Raw genomic sequence first — 13,539 nt, 5'->3', positions numbered from 1 at the left:
CTTACCGGACCAAGATGATGAGCGCTAGGAAGAACACGAGCGCGCCCACGATGTACACGATGTAAGTGCGGAAGTCGCCGCCCTCGAGGCGCGAGAACCACGCGCCGACCGACCGCAGGACCGACATGACGGACTCGGACAGCGGCACGCGGGCGCGCTGCTCGCGCGAAGGCGCCGCAGGCGCGGTGCCCTGCCCGCACGCCCCCGCCTCGAACGCGCGGCCGAACACGCCGGCAACCGCGGCGCCGGCGCTGTTCACGCCCTCGCGGATGCCGTAGAGCGGCCCCATGAAGCCGCGCACGCCGGCGGCCACCGTGGAGGCGAGCGTCTCCATGTGCACGTCAGGCGCGTAGCCGCAGGCCCACGGCTCGGGGTCGACCTTGAGCCCGTGCGCGCGGTTGGCCGCGTTGCGCGCGAGCGCGCACGCGCCCACCACGACCGCCAGCAGGACGGCGATGAGCAGCGGGGAGGTGACGCTTACAGTCTCGAGCGACACGAGCGCGGTGCCCGCCGCGGCCGGCATGGCCGGCGCGGCCAGGACCGACGCGGCGATGCCGCTCATGATCGGCGTGAACCACGCGGCGCCGAGGCCCAGGGCCGCGCAGGTCGCCGTGAGGGCCGCCATGCCGAGCCTCATGCTCGCAGGGACCTCATGCGCGGCCTTCGCCGCGTCGGAGCGCGGCTTGCCGAGGAACGTCACGCCGAACGCCTTCACGAAGCAGGTCACGGCCAGAGCGCCCGTGATGGCGAGCGCCACCACCGCGAACGCGAACACCATGCGCATCCCGATGCCGCCGGCCATGGCCGCGCCGATGAGCGCCTGGTAGGTGAACCACTCGGACACGAAGCCGTTCAGGGGCGGGATAGCCGATATGGCGAGCGACCCGGCCAGAAAGCACACGGCCGTCACCGGCATGAGGCGCGCCAGGCCGCCGAGCGTCTCCATGTTGCGCGTGCCCGTCGCGTGCAGCACGCTGCCGGCGCCGAGGAACAGCAGCCCCTTGAACATGGCGTGGTTCACCAGATGGTAGAGCCCCGCCATGAGGCCGATGCCCGCGAGCCACAGGTTGCCGCAGGCCCAGCCCACGATCCCCGTGCCCACGCCCAAAAGGATGATGCCGATGTTCTCGACCGAGTGGTACGCGAGCAGGCTCTTCAGGTCATGCTCGCCGAGCGCGTACACCACGCCGAGCACCGAGGAGACGGCCCCGACGACGACCACGAGCACGCCCCAGCCGAGCTGGCCGCCCGACAGGGCGAGAAGGTCGAAGCACACCTTCATGATGCCGAAGACGCCGATCTTGATCATGCCGCCCGACATGAGCGCGCTCACGTTGGAGGGCGCGGCGGGGTGGGCCTGGGGAAGCCACGAGTGGAACGGCACGATGCCCGCCTTCGCGCCGAAGCCGAAGAAGGCCAGCGCGAAGGCCGCCGTCGCCAGCGCCGGGTCGAACGCCGTGGCGCGGAAGGCCGCGAACTCGAGGCTGCCGCACGCGCTTGCCATGAGGAAGAACGACACGGCGATCATCAGAAAGCCGATATGCGCCATGACCAGGTACAGAAAGCCGCCCTTGAACGACTTCTCGTCCCCCTCGACGATGACGAGCATGTACGACGTGAGCGACATGAGCTCGAAGAACACCAGGAACCAGAACGCGTTGTCGCACAGGATGACCATCATCATGGACGCCACGAACAGGTTCATGAAGCACCCCAGGGCGCCGACGCCCTTGTCGTAGTACTCGTTGAAGTAGGAAAGCCCGAACAGCCACGCCACGAGCGCCAAAACCGATATCACGGCGACGAGCAGGCCGGCGAGCGGGTTGAACAGTACCGTGAGGTCGGCGAAGGGCACCGGCCCGCCCAGGTTCGCCAGAAGCGCCGGCGAGCCGATGGCCGCAACGCCCGAGGCGAGCGAGGCGGCCGCCGCGCCCATGCCAAGCGTGCACGCCGCCGCCTTCGCGGCTGCGGGCGCGCGCATGAGCAGGAGCGAGAGCACCGCGCCTGCCGCCGAAAGCCCCAAGGAGAGCAGCATAAGCTCAAGCATCTCAAGGCCTCCTTATCGTCGATGAGCCGCGCATGGCCAGCTCGTTGGCCTTCGCCGCAGCTACCAGCTTCTCCTTGCGCGCAGCCGCCGCGCACGGCGCGTCCTGCACGCTCAGCGCGCCGGTGAGGCACGCCGTGACGCAATGGGGTCCCGCAGGGTCGAACGCGCACATATCGCACTTGACCGCGCGGGTGTATACGCCGATCTCCCATGACAGGAGCGCTGAGGTTCCGCGCGGGAACGTCGGCGTGTCGAACTTGACGCCAGCAACGCCGGCAATGGATGTGCCCGAGGGGTGGATGGCGCCGAACGGGCAGACGCACGCGCACAGCTTGCAACCCACGCACGTCTGCTCGTTCACCAGCACCGCCCCGTCGGCGCGCGTGATGGCGCCGACGGGGCACACGGCCATGCAAGGCGCCCCCTCGCAGTGATGGCACGTGACCGCGGCGGTCACGTCAAGCGTGCTCGCCAGGGCGAGGCGAGGCTGGGCTTGAAGCCCGGCCTCGCGATGCCCCGAGCTGCAGGCGGCGAGGCAGGTTCCGCATCCAATGCACACGTCCGGCTCTATTGCGATGAACTTGTTCATGGGTAAGTCCTTAAAGCCGAATGGTTTTGAGACCGGAAACGGGCTTTACGCCAGCGCCGGCTCCTTGTCCTGGGCGGCAGCCTCTCCCGCCAGCCAGTCCTTCATCTGGGCGTAGAGCGTCTGCGCATGGCGCTCGGCCCACACCTGGTCGGCGATGGCCTCGACCTGGCATGCGGAGTGCTTGTCCTCCGGCGTGCCCGACAGCGGGTCGGTCACGTGCATGGTCAGGTCGTTGCACTTGCCGATCCACCACTGGTAGGTCATGTACACCGCGCCCTCGTTGATGCGCTCGTCGACGGCGGCGCGCGAGATCACCTTGCCGCGGCGCGAGCTCACCCAGACGAGCTGCTGGTCGCGGATGCCGCGCGCGGCGGCGTCGGCGGGGTTGATGCTCACGTAGCCCGGCTCGTCGGCCAGAAGCGTGAGCGCGCGGCAGTTGCCCGTCATCGAGCGGCAGGAGTAGTGCCCCACCTCGCGCACGGTGCACAGCACGAGCGGGTAGCCTTCGTCAGGCATCTCGGTCGGCTCGATGAAGTCGTGGGCCATGAGGCGCGCCTTCTTGTCAGCCGTGTTGAACTGGCCGTTGCGGTAGAGCGTGGGGGTGCCGGGGCACTCGATGGTGGGAATGGGCCACTGGGCGTGCCCGGTGCCGGCCATCTTCTCGTAGGTCGCGCCGTAGAAGTTCGGGCACAGCTCGCGGACCTCGTTCCAGATCTCCTCGGTGTCCTGGTAGCGCATCGGGTAGCCCATGCGGGTGGAGAGCTCGCTGAAGATCTGCCAGTCGTGCTTGCACTCGCCCTTCGGCGGCACGGCGGCCGTGAAGCGCTGGAAGGTGCGGTCGGAGGCGGAGAACACGCCGTCATGCTCGCCCCAGGAGGTGCCGGGCAGCACCACGTCGGCGAGCGCCGTGGTCTGGGTCATGAAGATGTCCTGGCTGATGAGCAGGTCGAGGCTCTCGAGCGTCTCGCGCATGTCGGCGGAGTCGGGCTCGGTCTGCAGCGGGTCCTCGCCGAAGTTGTAGAACGCGCGGATCTTGCCCTCCTTCACGCCGTGCGGCAGGTCGGTGAGCTTGAAGCCCTCGCGCGCCGAGAGCTTGCCCTCGGGCAGGCCCCACGCCTTCTCGAACTTGGCGCGCACCTCGGGGCTGGAGACCTTCTGGTAGCCCGGGAGCAGGCTCGGCCACATGCCCATGTCGCACGAGCCCTGCACGTTGTTCTGGCCGCGCACGGGGGCCAACCCGGCGTTGTCGCGGCCGATCTGGCCGGTGACGCAGGCGATGGCGGCGATCTGGTGGACGCTCTTCACGCCCTGGCGCTGCTGGGTGACGCCCATGCCCCAGCCGATGACGGAGCTCGGGGCGGTGGCGTACATGCGCGCGGCGCGGCGGATGTCCTCGGGCGCGCAGCCGCAGACGTCGGCGACCGACTCGGGCGTGTAGTTCTTGACGACCTCCCACCACTCGTCGAAGCCCGTGGTGTGCGCCTCGACGAACGCGCGGTCATGCAGGTTCTCAGTCACGATCGCGTTGGCGAACGCGTTCAGGAAGGCCAGGTTGCAGCCGTTCTTGATCTGGATGTACAGGTCGGCGATGCGCGCGGTCTCGATGGAGCGCGGGTCGACGACGATGATCTTGGCGCCCTTCTCCTTCGCCTTCACGATGCGGCGCGCCACGATGGGGTGGCTGGCGGAGGGGTTGTAGCCGAACAGCATGATGAGGTCGGCGTTCTCGAGGTTCGGGATCGACACGCTCATGGCGCCGGAGCCCACCGTGTCCATGAGGCCGATCACGCTCGGGCCGTGGCAGGTGCGCGCGCAGTTGTCGATGTTGTTGGTGCCCACGCAGGCGCGCGTGAACTTCTGCATCACGAAGTTGGCCTCGTTCCCCGGGCCGCGCGAGCTGCCGGTGAGCATGATGGCGTCCGCGCCGTGCTTCTCCTTGATCTCGGTGAGCTTGCGCGCCGTGAAGTCGAGCGCCTCGTCCCAGGTGACGCGCTCGAGCTCGGCGCCCTTGGTGCGGCGGATCATCGGGTGCAGGATGCGCGGGGTGAGGATCTTCGTGTCGTTGATGAAGTCGAAGCCCGACAGGCCCTTCAGGCAGAGCTCGCCTTCGTTGGTGATGCCGTCAAGCCCTTCGGCGCCGACGACCATGCCGTCCTCCACGAGCAGGTTGAGCTTGCAGCCAGCGCCGCAGTAAGGACAAACCGCCATGTGCTTTTCCATTGAGTGTACCCCCTCTTTAAGCCAGTGCCGTATTCAGCTGAACGCTTGAGATCGCCGCGCTCGCAGCCGCCGCGGCCAGGCGCTTCTTGCGCGAGCGCTCCTGAAGCTCCTGCTCGTCGACTACCTGCAGGCCGCCGGTGGGGCATGCCGCCACGCAGGCCGGGCCGCCGGGGCGGTCGTAGCACAGGTCGCACTTCACGAGCATCGCGCGGCCCAGGTCGCCCACGCTCAAGTTGCCGATCTTGGTGACGCGGTTCTCGCTCACCACGTCGCAGGCGCCGTACGGGCACGCCATGACGCAGCTGCGGCAGCCGATGCAGCGCTCCTGCGCGATGGCCACGCGGTCGCCGTCGAAGTACAGCGCGTTCTGCGGGCACGACGCCACGCACGGCGCGTCGGCGCAGTGATGGCACACGATCGGCGCCGAGATGGCGAGCGTGGTGACCAGGTTCAGGCGCGGCACCGCCACGTCCCCTGGCACGCTGTGCTTGAGCAGGCACCCGGCCAGGCAGGTTTGACAGCCGATGCACAAACCCGGGTCTGCGATTACGAATTTTGAACCCATGTGTCCCCCTAAGCTTGGTGGCGAACTGTTCTCTCTTCCGGCTATCGCCGACCACGCGCCGCAAGCCCTCCTCGGCCGACCCCCGACGCCGCACGCCCCAAAGCCGGCGTCGCCTGGTCGCTTGGCACGCCCCCTGGGGAGCCGCGCGCCAAGCGGTATGCGGGATCAGCCCCGCCCCCCCTCGCGAATGAGGGCAGAGCTCGCCTCGGAGATGCGCGCGCCGCGCGGACACGATAGACAGCTGATTGATGGAAGAACGGTGAACGAAAGCTGCTTCTTGGCTTTCGGAGTGATCTGACGCATTGCCTTATACGCTGATCGCCCTGACACCGCAAGCCCTTTTTCAGGTATTTTGGGAAAACATTTCCGCTTCCTGACGTTGCCCCCAAAATGTGGGATATACTTGGATGTAGTACGGTAGTAATACAATTCGAGCAATTAAGCAGGTACTATGCCGAAGCAGTCGACCATTCAGGTGCGCATCGAGAGCGATCTGAAGGAGAGGGCCGAGGAGCTGTTCGCCGCTTTGGGGACGTCGCTCTCCGAGGCGGTGCGCCTCTTCGTGGCCCAGAGCGTGCACGACCGGGCCCTCCCCTTCACGCCGAGCGTGCGGCGCCTCACGGGCGACGACCGCGCGTTCGGCGCGCTCGCGCACTACGCGAACCACGCGCTCGCGTCCTCGGAGCGCGCCGCGTGGATCAAGGCCCAGGGAGGGCGAGCCCAAGGAGAGCGCCGTGCCCGCCGATAAGCGCCACCGCGACGTCGTCACCATCATCGACGAGACGGTGCTTCTGCGTTACCTCCTCAACGACGACGCCGCCAAGTCAGCGCGCGCCCGCAGCCTCATCCTCGGCGGCAACGTGCGCGTCTACCCCGAGACCATCGTGCGCACGGTGTGCGTGCTCACCGAGGTGTACGGGGTGCCGCGCTCGCTCGTCGGCAACGTGGTGGAGCTTCTGCTCGGCGACGTGAGCGTGGAGGACGAGGCGAGCGTGCGCCTGGCCGCGCGCCTCTTCGGCTCCGGCAAGCTCGACTTCGACGCCTGCCTCGCGTCCGCCCGCAGCACCCTCTACGGCTACCAGACCTGCTCCTTCGCCCGCCCCGCCCGGAGGTAGGCGCGCCGGACCCCGCCCCTCCCCTCGCCAAGCCCATCCCCGCCAGGCCCCGCCTCTCCCCTTCCCGCCCCGTCCCTCTTCCCCGCCTCTTCCCTTCCCTCCCCGCCTACCGCCCGGGTTTGGCCTTTTCCGCTTGCGTCACGCACTTGAAACGTTTTTCACGCATAATCGACCCGATAACAGGCGATGATCCGAAAAGGAGTTTTCCCATGAATGTTGTGTGCCTCGACCTCGAAGGCGTTCTCGTACCGGAGATCTGGATCGCGTTCTCCGAGGCGACCGGCATCCCCGAGCTCAAGCGCACCACGCGCGACGAGCCCGACTACGACAAGCTCATGGAGTTCCGCCTGGGCGTCTTGGAGGAGCACGGGCTGGGCCTGCGCGAGATCCAGGAGGTCATCGCGGGCATCGACCCCATGCCCGGCGCGCGCGAGTTCCTCGACGAGCTGCGCCCGCTCGCGCAGGTGATCATCGTCTCTGACACGTTCTCGCAGTTCGCCAAGCCCCTCATGGAGAAGCTCGGCTGGCCCACCATCTTCTGCAACGAGCTCCTGGTCGGCGAGGACGGCCGCATCACCGGCTACAAGATGCGCTGCCCGCAGACCAAGCTCACCACGGTGAACGCCCTGCACGACGCGGGCCTGACCACCATAGCCGCGGGCGACTCGCACAACGACCTGGGCATGATCCGCGCGTCGAAGGCCGGCTGGCTGTTCAAGAGCACCGAGGCCATCCGCGCCGAGAACCCCGACATCCCCTCCTGCGAGGAGTACGCCGAGCTTTTGGCCGGCATCAAGGCCGCGCTGTAGGGAGCGGAGCGCCGGGACGCGGGGCGCTGCCAGGACGCAGGGCGCCGGTCGGCCCAGCCCTTCCCCGAAGGCGCCGTCCTCCCGAATGCCGGCCCTTCCCCGAAGGCCCCTTGAGCCCGCGCTAGGCGCGGGCCTTTTCGCGCGTGCGGCTCATCAGCTCATGCTCGAGGTCCTGGATGCTCGGCGGGGTCCACGTGAGCGCGTCGGCTCCGGCGGCGATGGTCGCCGCGGCCGTCTGCTCGGTGGGCCCGCCGCTCGCCATGATGGGCATGTCGGGGTACGCGGCGCGCACCGCCGCCACCACGCGCGCCGTGTCGCGTCCCGCCGCCACGTTCACGATCGACGCGCTCGTCTCGATGATCGCGCGCGTCACCTCGTCGAAGCCGCACACCGTGGTCACCACCGGCACGTCGACGTGCGCCGCCACCGCGCGCACCGTGTCGGCTGACGCCGTCACGTTGAGCACCACCGCCGACACGCCCTGCATCTCGGCGTGCGACGCCAGGTCGACCGAGCGCTCGCCCGTGGTCACGCCGCCGCCGACGCCCACGAACACCGGGCGCTCCGACGCCATGATGAGCGCGTTGTTCACGATGGGATGGCTGGGGAACGGGTAGACCGCCAGCACCGCGTCGGCGTCGCAGTGGCAGATCACGGCCACGTCGGTGGAGAACACGAGCGAGCGGATGTGGTGCCCCGCGATCTCGAAGCCGGGGCAGGTGCGCATGACGTCAGGCACCTTGAGGGCGATGTGGCGGTAGGTCTGCTCGACGTGCTTGGGGTCTGCCTGCTGCATGCTCATGTTCGCATCTCCTGGAGTGTGGGGAAACGGCGGGGCGGGAACGGGATGGCCGGCGACGACGAGATGCCGCGGCGCCTTTTCGACGAGATTACCGTATTCTACGCAAGCGGCCTTCGTTGGTAAAGACCGCAATCTGAGAAACCTAGGGCCCGGTAGTAGCTGCGCGTGCCCACCGAGCTGATGACGTTCACGGCGACGTACCCCGCCGCCCGAGCCTGCGCGCACGCCTCCTCCACCAGGCGGCGCCCGAGCCCCGCGTGCTGCGCGCCCTCGCCCGCCGCGTGCAGCCGCGCCACGCGCCCGTACACGTGGACCTCGCGGATCATGGCCTCGCCCGCATGCACGGGAAGCTGCGCGCGCTCTCCTGGCGTGAGGCACGGGGCGTCGAGGCGCGGAAGCGACAGGCGCAGGAACCCCGCGATCCTGCCCTCGGGCGTCACCCACTGCAGGAAGCGCTCCTGCGCCGCCGACGTGGCGTACGCCACGCAGTCGAGGCGCAGCGCGTCGAGCTTGACCTCGCCCGTCGCTATCTCGCGCTGGCGGATCTCGCGCACGGGGCGGCCTTCCGCGCGCGAGCGCTCCTCCACGCGCGCCTCCACCAGCTGGCGCAGGTTGGTCTTCTTGTTGCCCGCCACGATGTCGCCCGAGGAGATGTCGCGGATCATGCGCGAGATGCGCGTGTAGGCGGGCGTGGCGAGCACGTCCTCCACGAGCACGCCCACCAGCACGTCCTCGGGGTAGGGCGCCCACTCGCCCGCCGCGTAGCGCTCCGTCAGCTGCGCGCTCTCCACCAGGCAGCACGGGTAGAGCTTCACCTCGTCGGGGAGGAAGCGCTCGTCGGTGACGAGCCGGCGGTAGTCGGCCGCGTCGCCGGCGGGCGAGGCGCCGAGGAGGTTCACCATGAAGTGCACGTGGATCTTGAAGCCGAACAGGCGCAGCAGCGAGAACGCCTGCGCGATGCGCGCGGGCGTCACGTTGCGCCGGTTCGCCCGCAGGACGGACTCGTCGAGGCTCTGGATGCCCATCTGCACCTTCGTGCACCCCAGGCGGCGCATGACGGTGAGGCTCTCGGGCGTGATGAGGTCGGGGCGCGTCTCGATCACGAGGCCCACCACGCGGTGCGCGGCGCCCTCGTTGCGCGCGTGCTCGCGCTCGAGCTCAGCGAACGAGGCACGTTGGACGCATGCGGCGCGCTCCCAGGCATCCTGGGCGTAGAGCGCGCGAACGGCCTGGTTGTACGTGCGCTCGCCCGCGGTGACGCGCTTTTGCTCAGCGCACGTGAGGCGCGCGAGCTCGTCGGCGTCGCAGGCGAGGCCGCAGGACGCGTAGAAGGACGCGCGGGCCGCGGCGTCATGGCGGGCGGCGACGTCGTGGCAGGTGGCGGCGGCGTGGCGGGCGGCGTTGTCGTGGCAGGTGGCGGCGTCGTGGCGGGCGGCGCTGTCATGGCGGGCGGCGCTGTCATGGCGCGCGACGACGCCCGACGCGCCCTCTTCGCGAGGCGCCCCATGCGAGAAGCCCGCCTGCCCGCCTGCGTCGTTGAGCGCGCGGAAGAGCTCCGCCACGAACCACACCTGGTAGTCCTGCGGGTAGTCGCTCCACGTGCCGCCGAGCACGATGAGCTCCACCTTGTCGGTCACGTGCCCCATGTCGGTGAGCGCGCGCAGGCGCGAGGTCACCTGCAGGTACGGGTCGAAGTAGTTGCGCTCGGCGCGCTGGCAGGCGGGCTCGTCGGCGAGGTAGCTCTTCGGCATGCGCACGTCGTTCGGGCAGTAGAGGCAGTCGCTCGAGCAGGGATGCGGCTTGGTGATCACCGTGATGGTGGCCACGCCCGACGCGGTGCGCCGCGGCTTGGCCTTCAGGAGGCGCACGAGCTGCTCCTCGCACGCCGCGTCGACGCCCCAGCTCTCCCAACGCGCCGGGTCCTCGGCCTTGCACCGCAGGTAGTACGGCAGAAGCCGCTTCTTCGCCACGCTCCGCGCGCCGTCGTGCATGGCGCGGTTGCGCCGCCGCACGAGCTTGTCGAGCCACGCCGCGTCAAGCGGCCTGCCGTCCCCGTCAAGGCCCTGGCACCCTCCTGCCTTGATGGCTGCGATTATCTCCAAGAGCGCCACTTCCACGTGACCTGGCTTCCTCCTGCTCCTTGGCAACGGCATATCGGCATGCTAGAATGCTCGGTGAACGATGCCCCGCCGATCCGGGCAGCTTCGTTCTTTGTGATTAAGCCCCGCGAGCCTGCAAGCATTAGCGGGGCTTCTTCTCCAAGACACTCAGCCGTTCGTCACCTCCTTCAGCACGTTGCCTGACATCAACCTCTAACGCAGCAGGTCGATGAGACTAATGACAACCGCGAAAATCGCGCACAGCGCAAGAACCGTCTGCACGTCCATAAGCAGCCTCCTTTCGGAAGCTGCCTGGAAGCGGCGAAGCATCGTTCGAGCATCATAGCACAGCCCCGCCCTCGCCTTCGAGGGCCATTACGTATTACAATGCCGCCCATGGATCCCGTCACCGCACAGAGGCTCAGCGACCTCACCAGCGACTTCTACCGGCGCGTGAGCGCGTCGTTCTCCGAGACGCGCTCACGCGCCTGGGAGGGCTGGGAGCGCGTGCTCGAAGCGTGCGGAATCACGGGGAACGCGGAAGACGCGGATGAGCGCGGACGGGTGAGCAGGCCCGAAGGCGCAGGTGAGAGGGCGCGGGCGAACGGACGGGCAGACGCATCCGCAGGCGCCCACGTGGCCGCGGCCGCGCCAGAGCCGACCCTGCGCGTGCTCGACCTGGGATGCGGCAACCTGCGCTTCGAGCGCTTCCTCGCCGCGCGCGCCGGCGGGCCCGTCGAGGCGTTCGCCGTGGACAACTGCGCGCCGCTCGTCGCGCAGGGCACGCGCGACGCGCTCCCCGAAGGCGTGCGCGTCCGCTTCCAGCCCCTCGACGTCATGGGCACGCTGCATGCGGGAGAAGACCTCGCCCGCGCCCTCGACGCGCCCGCGTGCGACCTCGCGGTGGCGTTCGGCCTCATGCACCACGTGCCGACCTTCGGCCAGCGCGTGCGCGTGCTCGAGGCGCTCGCCAGCCACGTGCGCCCCGGCGGTCACGTGTCCGTGGCGCTCTGGCAGTTCGCCCGCAGCGGCAGGCTGCGCGCCAAGGCCGCGGCGGCCACCGCGCGCGGATGCGCCGCCTGCGGGATCGACCCCGGCGAGCTCGGGGAGGGAGACTGCCTCATGGGCTGGCAGGACGAGCAGGACGTCTTCCGCTACTGCCACCACTTCGACGAAGCCGAGGTGGACGCCCTCGCCCGCGCGCTCGAGCCGCGCGCCCGCGAGGTCGCGCGCTTCTCGGCGGACGGGAGGGACGTGCCCCTCAACCGCTACCTCGTCCTCAGGGTCAGGTAAGCCTCGCCGAGCGCCACGAACTCCTGCACGTCGAGGGTCTCCCCGCGGCGCTTGGGGCTGATGCCGGCGCTCTCGAGCAGGTCCTCGACGTGCGCCGCAACCGCGCGGCCCTGCTCGCCCCGGCCTGCGAAGTACGCCTTGCACGAGTTCGCGATGGTCTTGCGGCGGCTGGCGAAGGCCGCGTCGGCCATGGTGCACGTCGCCCGCACCACCTCAGGCGCAAGCGGCGCGCCGTCGGCGCCCGCGGGCGTGCGGCGGTTCAGCCTCAGCACCGCGCTGTCGACGTGCGGCGGCGGGAAGAAGTTGCCCGGGCTCACCGTGAAGCGCCCCGCCGGCTCGGCGCGCATCGAGAGCTTCACCGTGTACGCGCCGTAGCTCTTGCTGCCCGGCGCGGCGGCCATGCGGTCGGCCACCTCCTTCTGCACCATCACCGTGGCGCTCTCGATCTCGTCGAAGCGCTCGAAGAAGCCCAGCACCACCGTGGCCGCCACCGCGTAGGGCAGGTTCGCCACCAGCTTGTTGGGAAAGGAACGCGCCCCGCCCTCGACGGGGTGGCGCGCGAGGGCGGACTCGACGTCCCCCTTCGTCAGGTCGAGGGCGTCCTTGCTGATGAGCGCGAAGCGGTCAGGCCATGCCGCGAGGGTCTCCGCGAGCACGGCGGGGAGGTCGGGGTCGCGCTCGACCGACACCACGCGCCGCGCGCGCTTCAGCAGCGCGACGGTGAGCGTGCCGATGCCCGGCCCCACCTCGAGCACGTCGTCGCCGGCGTCCAGCTCGGCGAGCGCGACGATCTTGCGCAGGACGTCGTCGTTGACGAGGAAGTTCTGGCCGAGCGCGTGCTTGGTGGCGAGCCCGTGGCGCTCGAGCACCGCGCGCGTGGCCGCCACGCCGGCCAGCGGCGACAGCCGCTCGGCGCTACCCACGGCGCGCGCCGCCCTTGCGCTTCCTGCTCCTGCCGCCCTGCGGGGAGCCGCTCCGGGGCTTGCCGCCCTGCGGGGAGGATCCCTGCTTGCGCGGCTTGGACGACGAGGGCTGCTGGGGCTGCGCGTCGGCGAGCGAGAGGCGCGCGCGGGAGCCGGAGGAAGCACGCCGCGCGGGCGCTTCGGCTTGGCGAGCTTCGCCGCCACCGTTTGCGCACGCGGCGGCTTCGTGCGCAGGCTCAAAGCCCGGCGCCTCGTCAGCCGCGCCGTCCTCGGCCTCCACCACCTCGAACTCATCGCCCCAGTCAAGGGCGGCGAAGCCTCCCACGGGCGGGAGGGGGTACTCCTCGGCCTCGGCCGTGATCTCGCCGCCCGCGTCGATCTTCCCCACCCAGTCGAGCACGAGCTCGAGCTCGAAGCCCGCGCAGGCGAACGCCGAGCGCACGCACCCGATGAGCGGCTCGAAGCCGTGCGGGTCGCCGCCCTCGCCCACCACGTGCAGGACCATCGGGCGCTTGGGCTGCGCGCGAACGTCTGACCAATAGTACGGCTGCAGGCGGTCGAGCAGGCACTTGAGCTGGGCCGGGGCACCCGCGAAGTACACCGGCGACACCACGATGAGCTCGTCGGCCGCGTCGAGGTGCTTGCGCACCTCGGTCATGTCGTCGTGGATCACGCAGCGGTGCACGAGCGCGTCGCTCGCCGCCACCGCAGGCCCCACGGCCAGGTTGTCGTCGCTCTCGGGCAGCTTGTCGGGCGCCTCCGTGGCTGCGCGGCACGCGTCGCACCCGCGGCACGGCCCCACTTCGATGCTCGCCACCGACACGATGGACACGCCGTCCTCCGGGCACTCGTCGATGCACGCGTTGAACAGCTCGTCGGCCAAGCTCGCGCTGCGCCCGTTCGCGCGCGGCGACCCCACCACTATGACTCGATGCATGCTCGTCCTCTCCTCGTCGCGCCGCCGCCTCGCGGCTCGCCATCGCCCCACGCCATTGGCTGCCTCGCGGCCCCTTCGCCGCCCGCAGCCGCCCGCGCCCGCAGCCCCCAGCCGGCCCGCCGGCCGCCTAGCGCGGCCCG

At 69.8% G+C, this 13,539-nt stretch carries 12 protein-coding genes; 4 read left to right on the top strand and 8 right to left on the bottom strand.

The window, feature by feature from the left end; genetic code table 11:
* Position 1: 1 nt before the first annotated feature.
* From hyfB to HRL41_RS07475, 4 genes are read right to left on the bottom strand one after another with little or no spacing between them, the layout of a single operon-like run.
* The gene (hyfB, locus tag HRL41_RS07490; protein WP_172136229.1) at positions 2 to 2,047 is read right to left on the bottom strand and encodes a hydrogenase 4 subunit B; all 2,046 of its coding nucleotides are present in this window, start codon (positions 2,045 to 2,047) and stop codon (positions 2 to 4) included.
* A gap of 1 nt (position 2,048) precedes the next feature.
* Entirely contained in the window at positions 2,049 to 2,636 is a 588-nt protein-coding gene (locus HRL41_RS07485) for a 4Fe-4S dicluster domain-containing protein (protein WP_172136228.1), read from the bottom strand.
* Positions 2,637 to 2,681: 45 nt separating this feature from the next.
* Positions 2,682 to 4,856 carry a formate dehydrogenase subunit alpha gene (gene fdhF / locus HRL41_RS07480; protein ID WP_172136227.1) on the bottom strand — a complete coding sequence of 725 codons (2,175 nt, stop codon included), beginning with the start codon at positions 4,854 to 4,856 and terminating at the stop codon, positions 2,682 to 2,684.
* Positions 4,857 to 4,872: 16 nt separating this feature from the next.
* Positions 4,873 to 5,421, bottom strand: coding sequence for a 4Fe-4S dicluster domain-containing protein (locus HRL41_RS07475; protein WP_172136226.1), 549 nt, complete (start codon positions 5,419 to 5,421; stop codon positions 4,873 to 4,875).
* Between the two features lie 451 nt (positions 5,422 to 5,872).
* On the opposite strand from HRL41_RS07475, the gene HRL41_RS07470 reads away from it, so the two are divergent.
* The 3 genes from HRL41_RS07470 (at position 5,873) to thrH (ending at position 7,345) form a co-directional block, all read left to right on the top strand.
* Positions 5,873 to 6,169 carry a type II toxin-antitoxin system RelB/DinJ family antitoxin gene (locus tag HRL41_RS07470; RefSeq protein WP_172136225.1) on the top strand — a complete coding sequence of 99 codons (297 nt, stop codon included), beginning with the start codon at positions 5,873 to 5,875 and terminating at the stop codon, positions 6,167 to 6,169.
* Positions 6,156 to 6,536: a PIN domain-containing protein gene (locus HRL41_RS07465; RefSeq protein WP_172136224.1), complete on the top strand. Its 381-nt coding sequence runs from the start codon at positions 6,156 to 6,158 to the stop codon at positions 6,534 to 6,536. The genes HRL41_RS07470 and HRL41_RS07465 overlap by 14 nt, the downstream gene beginning before the upstream one ends.
* Positions 6,537 to 6,745: 209 nt before the next feature.
* Positions 6,746 to 7,345: a bifunctional phosphoserine phosphatase/homoserine phosphotransferase ThrH gene (gene thrH, locus HRL41_RS07460; RefSeq protein ID WP_172136223.1), complete on the top strand. Its 600-nt coding sequence runs from the start codon at positions 6,746 to 6,748 to the stop codon at positions 7,343 to 7,345.
* 121 nt (positions 7,346 to 7,466) lie between these two features.
* Here thrH and HRL41_RS07455 read toward each other — a convergent pair whose 3' ends face one another.
* Positions 7,467 to 8,147 (bottom strand): dioxygenase, encoded by a 681-nt coding sequence (locus HRL41_RS07455; protein WP_241157352.1) that lies wholly within the window; start codon positions 8,145 to 8,147, stop codon positions 7,467 to 7,469.
* Between the two features lie 98 nt (positions 8,148 to 8,245).
* Complete coding sequence (locus HRL41_RS07450) at positions 8,246 to 10,264, bottom strand: tRNA uridine(34) 5-carboxymethylaminomethyl modification radical SAM/GNAT enzyme Elp3 (RefSeq protein ID WP_216662581.1); 2,019 nt, start codon at positions 10,262 to 10,264, stop codon at positions 8,246 to 8,248.
* A 378-nt stretch (positions 10,265 to 10,642) separates the two neighbouring features.
* Between HRL41_RS07450 and HRL41_RS07445 the strand changes: the two genes are divergently transcribed.
* Positions 10,643 to 11,539: a class I SAM-dependent methyltransferase gene (locus tag HRL41_RS07445; protein ID WP_172136222.1), complete on the top strand. Its 897-nt coding sequence runs from the start codon at positions 10,643 to 10,645 to the stop codon at positions 11,537 to 11,539.
* On the opposite strand, the gene rsmA is transcribed toward HRL41_RS07445, so the two are convergent.
* A complete protein-coding gene (rsmA, locus tag HRL41_RS07440) occupies positions 11,515 to 12,462 on the bottom strand; it encodes a 16S rRNA (adenine(1518)-N(6)/adenine(1519)-N(6))-dimethyltransferase RsmA (protein ID WP_371808818.1) in 948 nt (315 codons plus the stop codon). The genes HRL41_RS07445 and rsmA overlap by 25 nt on opposite strands.
* A complete protein-coding gene (locus HRL41_RS12130; RefSeq protein ID WP_253904773.1) occupies positions 12,455 to 13,399 on the bottom strand; it encodes an NAD(P)H-dependent oxidoreductase in 945 nt (314 codons plus the stop codon). The genes rsmA and HRL41_RS12130 overlap by 8 nt, the downstream gene beginning before the upstream one ends.
* Positions 13,400 to 13,539: the final 140 nt, after the last annotated feature.

The sequence above is a fragment of the Adlercreutzia sp. ZJ473 genome, assembly GCF_013185065.1.
Lineage (GTDB): Bacteria > Actinomycetota > Coriobacteriia > Coriobacteriales > Eggerthellaceae > CAAEEV01.
The sequence above is the reverse complement of the archived record's forward strand: the minus strand, read 5'-3'. Positions and strand labels throughout refer to the sequence as shown.

Excerpts from the sequence above, each read along its gene's own strand:
- hyfB (WP_172136229.1), bottom strand. The coding sequence starts at position 2,047 with ATGCTTGAGCTTATGCTGCTCTCCTTGGGGCTTTCGGCGGCAGGCGCG.
- HRL41_RS07485 (WP_172136228.1), bottom strand. The coding sequence starts at position 2,636 with ATGAACAAGTTCATCGCAATAGAGCCGGACGTGTGCATTGGATGCGGA.
- fdhF (WP_172136227.1), bottom strand. The coding sequence starts at position 4,856 with ATGGAAAAGCACATGGCGGTTTGTCCTTACTGCGGCGCTGGCTGCAAG.
- HRL41_RS07475 (WP_172136226.1), bottom strand. The coding sequence starts at position 5,421 with ATGGGTTCAAAATTCGTAATCGCAGACCCGGGTTTGTGCATCGGCTGT.
- HRL41_RS07470 (WP_172136225.1), top strand. The coding sequence starts at position 5,873 with ATGCCGAAGCAGTCGACCATTCAGGTGCGCATCGAGAGCGATCTGAAG.
- thrH (WP_172136223.1), top strand. The coding sequence starts at position 6,746 with ATGAATGTTGTGTGCCTCGACCTCGAAGGCGTTCTCGTACCGGAGATC.
- HRL41_RS07455 (WP_241157352.1), bottom strand. The coding sequence starts at position 8,147 with ATGAGCATGCAGCAGGCAGACCCCAAGCACGTCGAGCAGACCTACCGC.
- HRL41_RS07445 (WP_172136222.1), top strand. The coding sequence starts at position 10,643 with ATGGATCCCGTCACCGCACAGAGGCTCAGCGACCTCACCAGCGACTTC.
- HRL41_RS12130 (WP_253904773.1), bottom strand. The coding sequence starts at position 13,399 with ATGCATCGAGTCATAGTGGTGGGGTCGCCGCGCGCGAACGGGCGCAGC.